This window comes from Litchfieldia stipae, assembly GCF_014837155.1.
Taxonomy (GTDB): Bacteria; Bacillota; Bacilli; order Bacillales; family Bacillaceae_L; genus Litchfieldia.
In genome coordinates, this window is sequence record NZ_JACYHA010000018.1 from 21,445 (window position 1) to 38,415 (window position 16,971).

The 16,971-nt window shown below is 36.2% G+C and carries 13 protein-coding genes; 10 read left to right on the forward strand and 3 right to left on the reverse strand.

What is annotated here, in order from left to right; translation table 11 throughout:
• Nucleotides 1-30: 30 nt before the first annotated feature.
• The 7 genes from F7888_RS17445 (at nucleotide 31) to F7888_RS17475 (ending at nucleotide 12,198) form a co-directional block, all read left to right on the forward strand.
• Nucleotides 31-318: a hypothetical protein gene (locus tag F7888_RS17445; RefSeq protein ID WP_191781688.1), complete on the forward strand. Its 288-nt coding sequence runs from the start codon at nucleotides 31-33 to the stop codon at nucleotides 316-318.
• Between the two features lie 242 nt (nucleotides 319-560).
• A complete protein-coding gene (locus F7888_RS17450) occupies nucleotides 561-2,081 on the forward strand; it encodes an Hsp70 family protein (RefSeq protein WP_191781690.1) in 1,521 nt (506 codons plus the stop codon).
• Between the two features lie 55 nt (nucleotides 2,082-2,136).
• On the forward strand, nucleotides 2,137-3,285 hold the full coding sequence (locus F7888_RS17455) for a tetratricopeptide repeat protein (protein ID WP_191781692.1): 1,149 nt from the start codon (nucleotides 2,137-2,139) through the stop codon (nucleotides 3,283-3,285).
• Between the two features lie 73 nt (nucleotides 3,286-3,358).
• Nucleotides 3,359-9,163, forward strand: a complete 5,805-nt coding sequence (locus tag F7888_RS17460) for an AAA family ATPase (RefSeq protein WP_191781694.1) — start codon at nucleotides 3,359-3,361, stop codon at nucleotides 9,161-9,163.
• A gap of 558 nt (nucleotides 9,164-9,721) precedes the next feature.
• Nucleotides 9,722-10,330 (forward strand): TetR/AcrR family transcriptional regulator, encoded by a 609-nt coding sequence (locus F7888_RS17465; RefSeq protein WP_191781696.1) that lies wholly within the window; start codon nucleotides 9,722-9,724, stop codon nucleotides 10,328-10,330.
• 160 nt (nucleotides 10,331-10,490) lie between these two features.
• On the forward strand, nucleotides 10,491-11,432 hold the full coding sequence (locus F7888_RS17470) for an ATP-binding cassette domain-containing protein (RefSeq protein WP_191781698.1): 942 nt from the start codon (nucleotides 10,491-10,493) through the stop codon (nucleotides 11,430-11,432).
• Nucleotides 11,425-12,198: an ABC transporter permease gene (locus F7888_RS17475; protein ID WP_191781700.1), complete on the forward strand. Its 774-nt coding sequence runs from the start codon at nucleotides 11,425-11,427 to the stop codon at nucleotides 12,196-12,198. The genes F7888_RS17470 and F7888_RS17475 overlap by 8 nt, the downstream gene beginning before the upstream one ends.
• Nucleotides 12,199-12,390: 192 nt before the next feature.
• Here the strand turns inward: F7888_RS17475 and F7888_RS17480 are convergent, their stop codons facing one another.
• Together F7888_RS17480 and F7888_RS17485 are read right to left on the reverse strand one after the other, a co-directional pair.
• Nucleotides 12,391-12,927: a DUF2812 domain-containing protein gene (locus tag F7888_RS17480; RefSeq protein WP_191781702.1), complete on the reverse strand. Its 537-nt coding sequence runs from the start codon at nucleotides 12,925-12,927 to the stop codon at nucleotides 12,391-12,393.
• Complete coding sequence (locus tag F7888_RS17485; RefSeq protein ID WP_191781704.1) at nucleotides 12,924-13,244, reverse strand: PadR family transcriptional regulator; 321 nt, start codon at nucleotides 13,242-13,244, stop codon at nucleotides 12,924-12,926. Before F7888_RS17485 ends, F7888_RS17480 begins: the two co-directional genes overlap by 4 nt.
• A gap of 381 nt (nucleotides 13,245-13,625) precedes the next feature.
• Here F7888_RS17485 and F7888_RS17490 point away from each other — a divergent pair, with 381 nt between their 5' ends.
• Nucleotides 13,626-13,985, forward strand: coding sequence for a hypothetical protein (locus F7888_RS17490; RefSeq protein WP_191781706.1), 360 nt, complete (start codon nucleotides 13,626-13,628; stop codon nucleotides 13,983-13,985).
• Nucleotides 13,986-14,086: 101 nt separating this feature from the next.
• Entirely contained in the window at nucleotides 14,087-15,169 is a 1,083-nt protein-coding gene (locus F7888_RS17495) for a methyl-accepting chemotaxis protein (RefSeq protein ID WP_191781709.1), read from the forward strand.
• 318 nt (nucleotides 15,170-15,487) lie between these two features.
• Here F7888_RS17495 and F7888_RS17500 read toward each other — a convergent pair whose 3' ends face one another.
• Nucleotides 15,488-16,246 (reverse strand): SDR family oxidoreductase, encoded by a 759-nt coding sequence (locus tag F7888_RS17500; RefSeq protein WP_191781711.1) that lies wholly within the window; start codon nucleotides 16,244-16,246, stop codon nucleotides 15,488-15,490.
• A 149-nt stretch (nucleotides 16,247-16,395) separates the two neighbouring features.
• Here F7888_RS17500 and F7888_RS17505 point away from each other — a divergent pair, with 149 nt between their 5' ends.
• Complete coding sequence (locus F7888_RS17505) at nucleotides 16,396-16,953, forward strand: TetR/AcrR family transcriptional regulator (protein WP_191781713.1); 558 nt, start codon at nucleotides 16,396-16,398, stop codon at nucleotides 16,951-16,953.
• Nucleotides 16,954-16,971: the final 18 nt, after the last annotated feature.

The following is a 16,971-nucleotide window of genomic DNA, read 5'->3' on the forward strand; positions in this document are numbered from 1 at the left end:
GAATCTAAAATTATTTATGAGGTGAATAAAATGGCATCATTAAAAGAAATAAAAGAAAACATTATACAAAGTGTGATTGCATCCGTATTAGCAGTAATCACAGAGAAAGGTAAAACCCCTATTGATGAAATCGAGATTGACGGTTCTCCAATTCAATATGTAGGAGATGTCGGTGTCCTTATTTCAGTACTACTTGAACTTCACGATATCTTTGAACTGGAGTTTAATTTAGATTTAAATCTTGTAGGAGATAAATTTAAAACAATCGAGTCTATTATCGAATACTTTATGGTTCGATTGGTAGATGAAAAAATATAAGATAGTAGTAGGAAGCTTCTAGAACAAACATGTTCTGAGTCTTCCTTTTTTTATAAAACAATTAGGTGTAATTAAAATAAATTTACAAATGATTGGAAATATACGTATTTAATATTTGCTAAATATAGGTATTTAATATTGACGTTTAAATCTTTACTAATTAGAATAAATATAAGTCCAAAGTATTACTATTATATTACCAAATTATTAAATTTTATATTAATTTACAAGGAGCTGATTAGGTGATTATTGGAATTGATTTAGGAACAACTAACTCAGCAGTAGCTTACATAGATGAGAATGGAAATCCAGCTATTGTGCCTAATCGTGAAGGTGAAAGGGTAACTCCCTCCGTCATTTTTTTTGAAGATGGAACTCCCGTAATAGGTTCGACAGCAAAGAGTATTGCAACGTCTGATCCAGGTAACACTGTACAATTTATCAAACGACATATGGGTAATTCGAGCTATAAATTCCCTTTGGATACAGGAGATGTATTCACCCCCGAAGAACTATCCGCAATTATTTTAAAACGCCTAAAAGTAGATGCTGAAGAGGCGCTCGGCTGCACGGTTAATGATGCAGTTATAACTGTTCCTGCCTACTTCGATGATGCCCAACGTAAGGCAACTCAGGATGCTGGTAAAATCGCCGGAATGAATGTTCTGAAAGTTATAAATGAGCCAACAGCTGCTGCTTTAGCCTATGGTCTTGCAAATCGCGATAAACAACAAAATATTATGGTTTATGATTTAGGTGGTGGCACATTTGATGTCACTATCATTCAATTAAATCAAGATGAAATAGTAGTAAAAGCGACTGGTGGAGACCGAAATCTGGGTGGTTTTGATTTCGACAATAAGATCTTCGAATTTGTTGAGCAGAAGTTTGAAGAAGAGCATGGGCTAGATTTATATGATGATTTAAATGCAGTTCAGGACCTACGTGAAAAGGCAGAAGCATGTAAAAAAATGCTTTCTTCTCGTAAAAAATCCGTTATTACTCTTTCTTCTCAGGGTAAAACAGTAAAGGTTGATATAACAAAAGATGATTTTGACGCAATGTTGTCACCTTTACTCAATCGTACAACTCTTATTATGAAAAATGTGTTAATGGATGCCGAAATGAACTGGTCTGACATTGATAAAATTTTACTAGTTGGTGGATCTACGAGAGTCCCAGCCGTTTCGGAAGTAATAGAAAAGATGTCAGGGATCCAACCTTCAAAAGATGTTAATCCTGATGAAGTAGTTGCTCTAGGTGCGGCTGTTCAAGGAAGTCTCTTAGAAGTGAAAGGAAGTAATTCTTCTGGTGAGGAAAAACCAGTCCATAAAACAAGAGTGGTCGATGTGAACTCTCATAGTTTAGGAATGTTAATTGTAAACTCACAAACAAATCAAATGATGAATCAGATCATTTTAAAAAGAAACACACCGATTCCTGCTGAAAGATACGATGTTTTTAGTACGGTGAGAGATGGTCAGCAATTTATTCATGTTCAACTCACGGAAGGTGAGGACGAAGATCCAGAATTCGTGAAAATAATTGGTGAGTCTGATATTGATTTAGGAGAACCTAAGCAGGAAGGATATCCTGTACGTTTTATCCTTTCATATGATGAAAATGGTGTTATACATGTCTTTGGGAAAGATGAACACACAGGGAAACATTTAGGTGAAATGCATATCGAAAGAAAATCAAATCTATCAGAATCAGTCATTGAACAGAAGGCTGAAAAATTGGCAGGTATCTCAGTTGAATAAACAGAGTACCTAGGATAATGGGGCATTTATTTATATTTTTTAGGGGGCACTATCATTGGAAAATTTTTATGAATTAATACAGGTAGACTCATCCATTAGCCAGGATGAATTGAAGGAGAAACTTATAGAAGCTCAGCGCAAATGGCTAGGTCGTACAAATGCACCAGATTTAAAACGACGTCAAGATGCAGAACGAAAAATTGAGCTTCTAAATGAAGCAGAAGCAATTCTATTAGATCCTGCGAAAAGAGCACAATATGATAAAGAACTTGAAGCTTCTAAGTATCAATTCAACACAGAAGAACAGAGCACGGTTGATCATACTAACTTGAATGCTGATGAATTAGTAGACGAAGCTTGGACTCTACTTGAAAAAGGTAGAACTGCAGATGCGGTTGTAGTTGGTAAAAGAGCAACTGAAAAGAGTTCTAGTAACCCTAATGCATGGGCTGTATTAGCACGTGCGCACTACATGTGGAACGAGTTTGATGATGCAATCTATGAATATAAGAAAGCAATAGATATTGCAACTAATAATGATGTATTCTATTATGACTTATCAGATGTATATATGGATCACCCACGTTTGAGTGATGCAGAGAAGATTAATTACGCAGAACAATTGATTAGAAAAGCTTTGAGTATCAAGCCTACTGAAAGAGCTTACCATTTTAGATTGGCATACCTAGCTAGATTTAAGGGAGAATATGATCATGCGATTGAAATCTTAAAGAAACTTATTGAAACGCATGGGAAAGATCCAAGTTTGGGAAATGAATTAGCATTAAACTATTATAATAAATGTTTAATGCAAATGTATTACAAAGAAGGCTATTATAGTTTTATTTCCAAAGAGAGTGCAGAAACAGGACTTGTACTTCTAAGAGAAGCAAAAATTTATGCAACAGATCGTGATTTATTAGAATCTATTCAAACCTTTATCGATTTAGGAGAGAATGCTCTAAAAACAAGATTTCTAAAGGGGCGATTCGCAGGTTTAGCTATTATTCCAGTTATTTGGTTATTAACTGCGTTATCTACAGGTTCATTTATTAATATTGTAATTAGTGGTGCACTATTATATGGGGCTTGGAAAATTAGTAGAATCCCTGTTTGGAAGGATAATTTTGAAGTTCACACTGGAAAGAGACAACAAAGAAATCAAAACATTGCTGCTGTATTGCAAGCGATGGCTAAAAAATAATATACAAACGAGTATTTACGAAAAGCTCCTATTATAGGGGCTTTTTTATTCAGTAAGTACTAGGAGGCCGACCATGACATCGAAAAATTTGTATAACAAAGAAGAGTTTCTAGCGTTTAAGTCACTGTTTGAATCAAATGTACATTCTGGGCAATTGTCTCAGGCGTTGATACAAATTGAGAGCTTACTTTCTCAGTATCCAGATCATCCAGGGATGTTTTATTTGGCAGGTTTATTATATGTACATGATCAAGATTATGGAAAAGCCAAAAGGTATTTCGAGAAAGCACTAACACTTGATGCAAATAACTGTGAATATATGACTTATTTTGGAATCGCTTGTGTGGAGACTGAGGATTTAGCAAAAGCAGAGACATTGCTCAAAGATGCATACCAACTCGATCCTAACTCAATTACAATATTAATCGGTATAAGCAAACTATATCTAAAAAAAGGGGATTTTGTTCAGTCCAAATCCTATCTTTTAAATGCTGTAGAACGAGAACCTACTAGTTTTGATGCTCATTTTCTTCTTGGTCAAACGTATTTAGAGGAAAACCAAGATATAGAGACTGCTCTTATTCATTTTGAAAAAGCGCTCAAGCTTGGGAAAAATGATGAACTAGAATATAACTATGCTTCTGCACTAGCGAAGGCTGGTAAAAAAGATCAAGCCGTAAAGTATTGTAAAAAGTTCCTGATTAAAAATCCTAATTCGTCCTATGCTTATAAATTCCGAGAACTAATGATGAACATTACTCGTATACATACAAAACAACAAAAAACGCAAGAAACCTCAAGCAAGAATGAAACAAATATGAATACAAAAACTGATATCAATAGTAATTATGAAACAAATAAAAAGCAAGTGAATAATGAGGTAGATAAATATCAGAAAGTTTTAAAGGATGCAAAGCAGCGTCTAAATCAATATATTTTAGGGCAAGAGGATTTTGTTGAACAGTTGTGTAATGGATATATGCGTAGTTTTGTATATAAACGTCCGGACATTTCACTTAAAAACACGATTTTCGTTTCGGGTCAAAAAGGAACAGGTATTGCGAAATCAATTCGATTTTTAACAGCAATCATGTATGAATACAATCTATATAAAAATGCAGACATTCATTATATTGATATTTCAAGCTCAAAAGGAGCATCAGACGTAGAGAGTACATTTTTATCTGATATTTATAAAGGTCTTTCTAGTAAAGCAGAGGTCATTATTATTGACAATGTAGACAAATGTTCGCCTGAGATTGTTTCCAAACTCTCTGAAATAATAATCCATGGAAAACTAAAATTAAAGGATCGTTATGTATTTAATGCGAACTGGCAAATGCTTGAAAAAACATATAGCAGTTTGGCTCAAAATGCAATTGATACATTAGAAATGGATGATAAATTAATTATTCTTTCTTCTGATAAGGATTTTAGAGATGTACGTACTATTTTTCCTTCGACGGCATTAGAAAAAATAAAAGATATTGCACAAACTTCTGTAATATCACCTGAAATTCTAGAAAAAATTGCTGAAAAATATATAAAGAAATATCAAAAGCGTATAAGTGATAAGCTTCAATTGAATATAAGAATTTCTACAGATGTTACCTCCTTCATTGTAGGTAAGGCTAATCCAATGATAGGCGTTCATGGAATAAAGGGATACATCGAGGAAGATATATATCAGTCAATTACGGAATTACGTATGTTAGGGAAATTACAACCTGGTATAACTTATAAACTTGTCGCAGCAGAGGATGACCTCATTTTAGATGATGAAATTAAAAAGATAACTGTAACAAAAAAGAAAGCTAACGAACAAAACCTCGATGCTGTTAAAGAAGAACTGGGTAAAGTCATTGGATTAAAGCCAGTAAAAGAACGAATATTCCAATTAGAAGAATTTCTGGCTCTTCAAAAAATTCGTCAGTCTCGTGGTGCAAAAGTAACACGATTATCGATGAATTTCATCTTCACAGGAAATCCAGGTACAGGGAAAACAACTATTGCAAGACTTGTTTCTAAGTACTTAAAGGCATTAGGATACTTATCAAGTGGACACTTAGTGGAAGTGGACCGTGGAAAACTGGTTGCTGAATATGTCGGGCAAACCGCACCGAAAACCCAAGCTGTGATTGAGTCTGCAAAAGGTGGTGTATTATTCATCGATGAAGCCTACTCGTTGGCGAGAGGCGGAGACAGTGATTTTGGAAAAGAGGCAATTGATGCTCTTGTCAAAGGAATGGAAGATTTCCGAGATGACATGGTTGTTGTCCTCGCGGGATATAAGGAAGAAATGGAAGGATTTTTAAAAACGAATCCAGGTCTTCGTTCAAGATTCAACAACTTAATAGATTTTCCAGATTACTCTTCTGAAGAGCTGTTAGAGATTGCGGAAGTTATTGCGAAAAGTGAAGGTTATACAATCGAAGAAGATAGTAAAGAGGGATTAATTGAAGAATTCACTAGAAAGCAAATCCCAGGGAAAAATGATTCGGGTAACGGGCGTTTGGCTCGGAACGTAGTCGAGCAAGCGATTGCTGCCCAATCAGCAAGAATTTTAAAAACAATGGACCCAACTAATCCAATTGGCGATGAAGAATTGAATCTATTAACAATGGCTGATCTTGGCTTGGATAAAGTGAATGATTTTGATTTAGAAGCCGAGTTGGATAAAATAGTCGGCCTTGGTGAAGTCAAACAGTTCATGAAGACAATGGAACGACAGCTCGTTGCTCAGAAAAAGAGAAAAGCTGTCGGTATTAATTCGAGTATTAAGCAAAGCCTGAATATGATTTTTACCGGTAATCCCGGAACAGGGAAAACAACAGTTGCCAGACTCCTTGGTAATATGATGAAGGAAATGGGTGCCTTAAAATCAGGGCATTTTGTGGAAGTGGACCGTGGGGACCTTGTTGGTGAATATGTTGGAAAGACTGCTCCGAAAACAAAAGATAAATTTATGTCCGCTCTAGGAGGAATTTTATTTATTGATGAGGCCTATGCTTTAGCTGCCGATAGCTACGGACAAGAGGCAATCGATACGATTGTGAAGTTAATGGAGGACCATAGAGAAAATATCGTTGTTATTCTAGCAGGCTATGAAAAAGAGATGAAAGAGTTCTTAAAAACAAATACAGGGCTAAAATCAAGATTTCCAATCACCGTTGATTTTAAAGATTACAAAGCATCAGAGCTTGTTGAGATTGGGGCAAAAATGGTTGCAGGTACAGGCTATCTATTACCACAGGAAGCCAAGGAAGCGTTAGCAGTTCGAATTGAATCTGAGACCCAGCTTTCATCAGCTGAATCTGGGAATGGAAGAATGGTCCGAAATATTATTGAGGAAGCGATTAGAAGGCAATCTGATAGAATTGCAACCGAAGAAAGTGCGGAGCATGATTTCTTAGTAACCTTCGCACCTTCAGATTTTATTATCGATAAGCGGAAGAAAGGTTTCGAACTTGAAAAAGAACTCAAAAGAATCATTGGATTACAAGAAGTGAAGGACTTTGTTCGGCAGCTTGAGAAGCAAATCATTGCCCAACAACTACGCTATAGTGCGGGGTATAAAGAAAAGACGACACAAAATTTAAATATGATCTTTACTGGAAACCCAGGTACAGGAAAAACAACAGTTGCTCGAGTTGTGGGTGACCTTTTAAAGGATATGGGTGTTTTAAAAACAGGTAAAATGGTAGAGGTCGACCGTGGTGATTTAGTTGCATCCTATGCTGGTCAAACGCCTGAAAAGGTAAAAGAGGTATTTATGTCTGCACTTGGGGGGATTTTATTTATCGATGAAGCATATGCCTTAAGTACTGATAGTTTCGGAAAAGAAGCAATCGATACGTTGGTGAAGCTTACAGAGGACCACAAGGGAAATGTAATTGTAATCTTAGCGGGTTATGAAAAAGAGATGAAGGAATTCCTAAAAACAAATTCAGGTCTGAAGTCTCGTTTTCCAATTAACATCAACTTCGCTGATTACTCAGCGAGTGAATTAGTCGAAATTGGTGAGAAAATGGTTTCGGATTTAAATTATACTTTACCTCTTGAAGCGAAAGAGGCTTTAGTGAAACGAATTGAAAATGAAGTCCAACTATCTTCCGCTGAATCAGGAAATGGACGAATGGTTCGGAATATTTTCGAGGAAGCAATCAGAAGGCAATCTGAGAGAATTTCGACTGGTTCCTATGAAGAGTCTGAAATGCTTGTAACTTTTGAGCCATCAGATTTTCTAGTGGAAAACCGAGACAAGAAATTTAAACTTGAAAAGGAACTTGGTAAAATTATTGGATTACATGAGGTGAAAGAATTTGTACGTTCCCTTGAAAAACAACTTCTTGCACAGAAACTTCGTCAAAGCGCAGGGATTAAGACAGTAACGACACAAAGCTTAAACATGATTTTTACAGGTAATCCAGGAACCGGAAAGACGACGGTTGCTCGAGTAGTTGGGGAATTGTTAAAGAAAATGGGCGTGTTAAAAACAGGTAAGATGGTAGAGGTTGACCGAGGTGACCTAGTAGCTTCTTACGCAGGCCAAACACCTGAAAAGGTCAAAGAGGTATTTATGTCTGCATTAGGTGGAATTCTTTTCATTGATGAATCTTATGCACTTAGTACAGATAGTATGGGGAAAGAGGCCATTGATACGTTAGTGAGGCTAATTGAGGACCACAGGGATAGTGTTATCGTAATATTAGCAGGCTATGAAAAAGATATGAGAGACTTCTTAAAAACCAATTCGGGGCTAAAATCACGTTTTCCAATTAACATCAACTTCCCTGATTATACGATCAGTGAATTGTTAGCAATTGCAAAGTTGATGACCACGAAGGAAGGATACACGTTAACAGAGCCATCGCTAGATGCTTTATCACAGCTCCTTCAAAGGGAAATAAAACGATCAAAAGCAGATGCGGGAAATGGTAGGCTTGTCAGAAATGTTCTCGAAGAAGCTCTTCGTAAACAATCTGGCCGAATTGTAACCGAAGGTATTTTAGAGAAAGATGAGATCGTTAAATTGCTTCCTGAGGATTTCATCAATGAGCAAAATGGGAAGGAAGATTTCAATCTAGATGAAAATCTACAATCCATTATCGGCCTTAATGAAGTTAAAGATTTCATACGAAGTTTACAAGCACAAATTAGTATTCAACAAAAGCGAAAAAGTTTAGGATTACCAGTTGATGAAGGTGCTGCACTCCATATGATTTTTACGGGGAACCCGGGAACTGGGAAAACGACGGTTTCTAGAATTGTAGCAGACTTGCTGTACAACTTAGGTATATTACCAAGTAATAAGTTGATTGAAGTTGATCGTTCTGGTCTAGTTGCTGGCTATGTTGGACAGACTTCGATTAAAACACAGGAGAAAATTCAAGAAGCTTTGGGCGGAGTATTGTTTATAGATGAAGCCTATTCACTTGCTCAAGATGCTGGTTCTTCCAATGGTTATGGCCAAGAGGCGATTGATACGCTATTAAAGGCAATGGAAGATTACCGTGAAGATCTAATTGTTATTCTAGCAGGGTATACAAATGAAATGGAAGAATTTCTCGACACTAATCCAGGATTACGCTCACGAATTCCACATATTATCGAATTTAAGGACTATACAGTGTATGAGTTAATGCAAATCGGTGAATTGTTGTTTAAAGGTAAAGGATACACAGTGACAGAAGCTGCCAAGTCCAAAATAAAAAACAAAATAGATCTTGCTTTGCAGGAAGACCATTTTGGCAATGGAAGATTTATGCGTAATGTTTACGAAGAAACAATTAGAAGACAAGCAGTTCGATTACAGAATAAGCTTGAATTAACTGTAGAAGACTTATCTACAATTGAAGAAGAAGACATCAATTTGTGATGATAAGGAATATCTTAATAGATTAAGTGGGAAACAGATATCAAAATATTAGATATTTCTATTTGAATCACAGTTCAAAATATGCGGCGTTATTTAAAAGTTTTAAACAATAATGCAGGGAGTATCCCATGCGAGAAGTTCCTGCTACTGTAGAATTAAATGTGAGCAAAATGATTTACAACATAAATGTCAAATTGTAATTTGTTGATTATGAGGCCTAGTAACTAGTGGGAAATCTTTAGGTTGAAGCCCTGTGACAAAGTAACTATTATAAAGAGTGTGAGCTTTTACAACAAGTTTAAGCTATTACACTCTCTTGCTTTTACGGGCGGCATGATGTAATCTGCCCCTTGAACCCTTGATATGACTGGGTTTGTTGGTAAGATAAATTAAAAGAAGCTTTTCATAGTTCATTGAACTTTTGAGAGGCTTCTTTTTTAATTATATAGAAGTTATCTAGTAATATTTAAGAAGACATAATCAAGACTACTTCTGTTTAGTCTTTTTTTCGTGATATGATAGAATCATGTTACCAATACTTTAGGAGAATTGATATGTATGGCACCGTTAAATGAAGATCAATTAGAAAATATTCGAAATGAACGTAAGATACAAATTATGAGAGCTGCGCTTAAAACGTTTGCAGAGAATGGGATTAAATTAACAAAGATTAGTTTAATCGCACAGGAAGCGGGAATTAGTCACGGATTAGTTTATCACTATTTCAAATCAAAGGAAGAAGTGTTATACGAGAGCCTTGAATGGGCTGTGGAATTAAATGAAACACGTAAATATCTTAATGAGCTTTCAGCGAAGGCAGTGTCACCCATAGAAAAAGTACGACAATTTACGAAGTTTGCCCTTTCATCTAGTAAGTCAGAAAGTAGTAATATATTTCGTGTGATTCAACACTTAGAAAATACGGACGGCATTCCTAGCCATATACTCGATTTCACCAAAAATGTAGGAATGATGTATATTGAATTTTTTATTCCTATTTTTATAGAAGGACAAGAAGCGGGTGAAATTATTCAGGGGGACCCTGAAGAACTAGTCGGATTATTTCTAACCATTATTTCTGGTGTGATGGCTGATGATCCTGATTGGTGGCGTGAAAATATGGACCGAAAAATCGACATTTTTATGAGAATGATTACGACACGTTAATCTCATTCATACCTCTCCTCCTTTTTTTTGTCAAAATTATTTGTTGACGAGTGAGGAGATTTATTATATTTTTAAATTGACTGGTTTAGTCAATCAAAAACCAGTCATCATTTTTATCTATGTATTGACTGACTGAATCAATCAAAAAAGGGGTGGAGTGATGAAAGAGAACATTATTTCTGTTCGTAATCTGAAGAAGTCCTATGGGAAGCACTTAGTTTTAGATAATTTGAATCTCGAGGTGACACGAGGATCTATTTTTGCATTGCTAGGTGAGAATGGTGCTGGTAAGACGACCACAGTGCGCATCTTATCAACATTAATTCAGGCTGATAGCGGCTCAGCTTTGATTGCAGGATATGATGTGCATCGCGAATCTAAATCAGTGAAACAAACCATTAGTCTAACTGGGCAGTATGCAGCAGTGGATGAATTGTTGACGGGAGAAGAAAACCTCTTGATGATGGGACGTCTAAATCACTTGAGCGGCCATTTAGTGAAAAAGCGGGCAATTGAACTACTTGAACTATTTGAGTTAACAAATGCAGCCAAGAAACAAGTAAAGACTTATTCTGGTGGAATGCGCCGAAGACTTGATATTGCTATTAGTCTACTAGCCTCTCCGCAAGTTATTTTCTTAGATGAACCAACAACGGGACTTGATCCACGTAGTCGGAGAAACATGTGGGATCTGATTAGACAACTTGCAAAGAGTGGAGTGACCATTTTCTTAACGACACAATATTTGGAAGAGGCAGATCAACTTGCAGATAAGATTGCTGTCATCAATGGAGGAAAGATTGTAGAAGAAGGAACTGCTGATGAACTAAAAAGCTTGATCGGTGACGAGAAGATAGAATTAACCTTTGATGATTTGAGTTCATGCCAGCTTGCTCTAACGCTTTTACAAGGTCAAATAAATGAAAGTGAGCGAATGATCTCAATTAATACCTGTTCTATAGGAAGTTTGCGTCAACTACTTAACACACTCTATGAACACGGCTTAGAGCCTAGCTCCATCGACTTCCGAAAACCAACGCTTGATGATGTATTTATGGATGTAACAAGCAGAAAAAGAAAGGGGAAATCTGCCAATGCGTAAATCAAAGTTTTATTGGGCTTTATCAGATGGTTGGACAATGTCGCATCGTAGCTTAAAGCATATTTTCCGTGAGCCAGAGTCCCTATTAATGGCTATCGGACTACCAGTTGCCATTATGGTTATGTTTGTTTATATTTTTGGAGGAGCGATTCAGACGGGGACAGAGTATGTAAATTATGTTGTTCCTGGAGTCATTATCACGTGTGCAGGATTTGGCAGTTCGCTAATAGCCATAAGTGTAACGCAGGATATGGTTGGTGGATTGTTTGAACGTCTTCGAAGTATGCCTCTCCTACCTTCTTCATTAATGGTTGGTCATGTAACAGCAGGGTTCATTCGTAATGCAATGGCTACAACGATTATCTTTCTTGTTGCCATCCTCATTGGATTCCAGCCGAATGCGGGATTCATAGAGTGGCTTGGTATAATTGGGCTCTTGTCTTTATTTATGTTATCACTTAATTGGCTGTTTGTAGCGATGGGGTTAATGGCAAAAAGTGTGGAAACAGCAAACGCTGTAACCTTCCCGATGTTATTCCTCCCATATGTTAGTAGTGCCTTTGTGCCTACAGAGACAATGCCTAGCTGGCTACATACCTTTGCAGAAAACCAACCAATGACTCCACTTATAGAATCAATTCGTGGCCTACTTATTGGAACACCTATTGGTAACAATCTCCTGTTAACCATTCTTTGGTTCGGTTCTCTATTGATTATAAGTTTTATCATTTCTATCGTCATTTTCAAGCGAAAGAAAAAACAGTAATTAGTTAAAAGGAAAGAAGTGGAGAACCAACGTTTAAGAAGGAAGCCAAACAATTGAAGCATCAAAAAGACCATAAGCCAAGTAGGTTGAATTAGGCTGATGGTCTTTTCACTGAATGAACAGGTGGATGAAGACAGAACATCCAGATATCTCGATAAGAAAAAGTGGGAAGACGACATCTGCTTCCACCAATTACTCAAAAAATAGTTGTTTTTTCTCCAAAGCCTTTTTCCGACGAAAGATTTTTATGATTGGAATGGCAATTAGTATAGCCGCAAGGACATTTAGAATTCCGATATAGGGACTAATAAATACCTTTTCATTTTTATCCCAAAAAATACTTATGTTCGCATACCCCATCCAAGCATTAACGATAAAGAGTAAGAGAAATATATTTAACACGCGCTTATAATAGGCAATCTTTGAATTAGAATCCGTATATAGTTCAAATGGCCCGTCGGAAGCAGCCTTCCTCATGTACACCCAACCACCAAATTCGTTAATGATTGTAATTCCACTATTCTTTAAAAATTCAAAGTAATCCTTTTTCTCATCCACAGACAAATTAATAAATTCATTCCGATAAATAAAGGCACCGGGTTCACCTTCCTCAAATGTGAACCGTCCAAGGGAGAATTTCTTTAGATGCCAGCCTTGAGCGGCCATTTCATTTACCCATTTTTCTTCCTTTTCGTAATCAGCATAAAAACGATATTTTACTATCCTCATTGCGTTCTCTCTCCCTTCGTAATTCCTATGCCGTTATGATATAGCTCAAAAAGCCGTTTGATTTCAGATTCCACAATACATTTACCTGCATCTGTGATCACATATTCTTTTTTGCGCCCATCCTCATCCAATGGAATAATCCATTCTCTTTTAGTCAATGTTTTTATTGCTCCATAAATCGTTCCTGCTCCTAGCTCAACACGACCATTACTAAGTTCAGATACAAATTGCATGATTCCATACCCGTGCCTTGGTTCATACAAGGATAAAAGAATATAATATACACCCTCAGTTAACGGTGCCTTATCCTCCATCATTACACCACCTATCGTGAGACGTTATATCGACTGTTGATACATATAATATATCAGCATCCGATATATCTGTCAATCATACAATCGACTAAAAAATAGTAATTTGGATGCTGGAAAATTATGATTGTGCTAGTGCATCACTTAAAAGAAGTTGAATACCAGAAACTGGCAAGAAGTATGTAAAATATGGTGTTTCTAAAATCACACCTTGAAACATTCGGGTCCAAAGACCTAGCTTTACCTATCCACCTATCCTATTAAACTCGTTTATAGGTGGTTTTCCCTATATTATTATTATATAATCAATTTTTGTTGTGCCATTTATACATATAAGGTATATTCAAAAATCTTTTTAGATTAATACCATTTGAAAGGAGAATTGGTATGGGAGTAATAGTAGATAAGAGAAAGTACAAAATGGAGATTGATGAAACAAATCGTGAAGTTCGTGTACAAGTACAAGGATTAATTAAAGAAAACGATGCTGCTGAGTATATGAAGGATTTAGAGGAGACCATTAACAGGGTTACGAGAAATACGTTTGTTTTTGTAGTTGATGCAACAAATCAAACGACGACTCCTTCAAAAGTAGTTCCACAATTAGACCAAGCTTTGCAGTATTATATGATGTTAGGTTTTAAGAAATTAATACTAGTTAAGCCATCATCTAAAATCGCACAGGTTCAAATCCGTAATGCTTTAGAAAGAATTAAATTCTCAGGTGAATATCTTGACCAATATTAAGTAAGTCACGTAATACATAACAATAACATGATCAACAAAACGGTATACATATGTTTTTAGACAGTAGAAATTTAGGACTTAAGAGAATAGGTGATTACAACATGAAGACTATATTGATAGGCGCAGTAATTATTTTAGCAACAACAACAGTTTATTTTGCCTTGTGTTACTATAAAATGAAACAGAAAATTCAACTAGGTAAAGAAGAAAATGGAGATGTAGCAGCTCCTGCTTCGTTTAATGATTTTGAAGAGAAAGTAAAGACATTATCAACAACTATTCATCAAAAAGAAGAGATCATCGTTGAAAGTGGAGAGATAGCCTCGGAAAAAGGGGATATTGTAAGAGCTGCAATCGATGAGGTGGGAAGAGGTTTAACAAAACAGAGTCTGGCAACAGAAGAAAGCTCGACTGCTCTTGAAGAAATGACTGCAGCAATTGTCGATTTAGCAGATCGTGCAAATCAAATATCCGATCATTCACAATCAACTCTAGAGTTAACGAAACAAGGAAATGAAGCACTTCAAGTTTCTATTAAAAAGATGGAACACTTTAATGAAATCATGTCTGAGTCAAATAGTTCTATTAAAAACTTAGGATATCAATCTAAGGAAATTGGAACGATTGTTAAAGTGATAACAGGGATTTCGGAACAAATCAATTTGCTTGCCTTAAATGCCGCAATTGAAGCTGCTCGTGCTGGTGAGCATGGGAGAGGGTTTGCTGTTGTTGCTGATGAAGTACGTAAGCTGGCAGAACAAGCAAAAGGTTCAGCCGATGAAGTTGCCAACATTGTTAAGAGCACTCAAGCAGAAACAGACAATGTTGTTAAGGTGATGGAACAAGGTACAGTAGAATTTAAAGAAACAAATCAGGCTTTAACAGATGCTGGAAATAAATTTGAACAAATTCTAACTTCTATTAAATCGATTGCTGATAATAATAATGATTCAAGTGCAACGACAGAAGAGTTGTCGGCTAGTTCTCAACAAATCATGTCATCCTTTGAACAGATCACTTCAATCTCTCAGGAGTCTGTTGAGATGTTTGAAGAATTAATGGAGATTAGTGATGACCAGCTGAACATGATGGAAGAACTCGTACAAGAGGCAAAATCTTTACGTGAAATTAAAGAAGATATTGATATGCTATTTGTAAGCTCTGAAGAAAAGAATATTGCATAGAGGTTCTATTGACGTGAAAATGCATGGGAATTCATAATAGGAATTCACCATGCTTTTTTAGTGCCTCTCTTAAAGAGAGGGTAAGATTTCTTAAGTGGAGAATTTACCGCTAATTTACATATTGGGGCTAAAGTAGCGTAAATAAGCGAAGTTTTTCCGGTTATCTGTTCAAAATAAGTCAAAATTCATTGATTTTGGCAATATAACCGGAAAAACTTCCTTTATTATTAGGGAAATATAGTAGTTTCCAAATATAACAGGAAATTTTTCGTTTATTTTTCAAATAGAGTGAATCTGTTTGTATGTTAGCCTCAAAAATTAGTAAGCAGTCCACCCTGCATCTGCAGCAATGACTTGTCCATTTACGAAGCTTGATTCATCAGAACCTAAGAATACAGCAAGTTGAGCAATTTCATCAGGCTTTCCAACACGCGGCATTGTACCTGATCCAGTCATTTGACGACCATATCCAAATTCGGAGATACTTGTCATCGATGAACCGATGTTCGTTTCGACACCACCAGGGGCAATTCCGTTACAACGTATACCAGAAAGAGCATACATGTAGGCAGTGTTTTTTGTTAATCCAGTTACAGCATGTTTAGAAGCGGTATATGCTGCACCTGCACGTGCACCACGTAAGCCACCTGCTGAAATGTTATTTACGATGACACCATGACCTTGTTCTAAGAAGATATTTGTAGCAATTCGCATTGCACGCATCACACCAGTTGTGTTAACGGCAAATACACGATCCCATTTCTCATCAGAAATTTCTCCAACTGGTTCCATTCCGTCCATAATACCTGCGTTGTTCACTAGAATATCTAGCTTACCAAAAGCTTCTTTTGTTTCAGTAAATAGTTGCTCTAAGTCAGATAATTCAGCAACGTTTGTGCGGTTAGCGATTGCAGTTCCACCAACGCTATTAATTTGCTCAGCAACGGCTTTTGCTCCTTCAAAATTATAGTCAGAAACGACTACTTTTGCTCCTTCTTTTGCATAAAGCTCGGCAATTGCTTTTCCCATTCCTGAAGCTGCACCAGTTACAATAGCTACTTTATTTTGTAATCTCATTGAAAAAGACCTCCTTTGGTATTGAACGTTTGCACGTTTGTAACTAAAATAATAGTATTAAATTGTAATCGCATTCAATAAGCAAAAAAATACATAGTGTACAATATTGAACAAAAAAACAGAAAGTGTTTAATAAAGGAGCGGGCTACTTGAATAAAAATGATTTACGGGTTCTAAAAACAAAACAAAATATACATGTAGCATTAACGAACCTACTAAAAAATAAACCATTAACTCTTATAAAAGTAACCGAGCTTTGTAAGGAAGCATCAATAAATCGTGGTACATTTTACTTTCATTATCAGGAAGTGGGGGATGTCTTCAAGGAGTTATTTGAAGAAATTATGTCAGATCTACAGAAGTCTTACAATGAACCCTATCGTCATAAGGCTTTTTTTACCGCTGAAAATTTGGACCCCAAAACTGTGCGTATTTTTCATCATATTAAAAAATATGAGGATTTTTATAAAATCATCCTATCCAAAGAAGTATCCACGGAATATTATTACATGCTATTTGATGCCATCCGTTCTCTTTGTATTGAAGATAAAAATATCGTCCACTCTGGAAATCCAACTGAATACTTGTACTCCTATTCAGCTAATGCCATTATCGGATTAATTATTGAATGGTATCGCCATGATTTTCAAGAATCGGCTGATGAAATGAATGTCCAATTGGTTAATATCCTTCATTATAAAATGTAGGGATACGAATTCTGGTAA

Coding starts and splice junctions, on each gene's coding strand:
- F7888_RS17470 (WP_191781698.1), top strand. CDS start 10,491: ATGAAAGAGAACATTATTTCTGTTCGTAATCTGAAGAAGTCCTATGGG.
- F7888_RS17500 (WP_191781711.1), bottom strand. CDS start 16,246: ATGAGATTACAAAATAAAGTAGCTATTGTAACTGGTGCAGCTTCAGGA.
- F7888_RS17465 (WP_191781696.1), top strand. CDS start 9,722: ATGGCACCGTTAAATGAAGATCAATTAGAAAATATTCGAAATGAACGT.
- F7888_RS17475 (WP_191781700.1), top strand. CDS start 11,425: ATGCGTAAATCAAAGTTTTATTGGGCTTTATCAGATGGTTGGACAATG.
- F7888_RS17445 (WP_191781688.1), top strand. CDS start 31: ATGGCATCATTAAAAGAAATAAAAGAAAACATTATACAAAGTGTGATT.
- F7888_RS17480 (WP_191781702.1), bottom strand. CDS start 12,927: ATGAGGATAGTAAAATATCGTTTTTATGCTGATTACGAAAAGGAAGAA.
- F7888_RS17485 (WP_191781704.1), bottom strand. CDS start 13,244: ATGATGGAGGATAAGGCACCGTTAACTGAGGGTGTATATTATATTCTT.
- F7888_RS17490 (WP_191781706.1), top strand. CDS start 13,626: ATGGGAGTAATAGTAGATAAGAGAAAGTACAAAATGGAGATTGATGAA.
- F7888_RS17460 (WP_191781694.1), top strand. CDS start 3,359: ATGACATCGAAAAATTTGTATAACAAAGAAGAGTTTCTAGCGTTTAAG.
- F7888_RS17495 (WP_191781709.1), top strand. CDS start 14,087: ATGAAGACTATATTGATAGGCGCAGTAATTATTTTAGCAACAACAACA.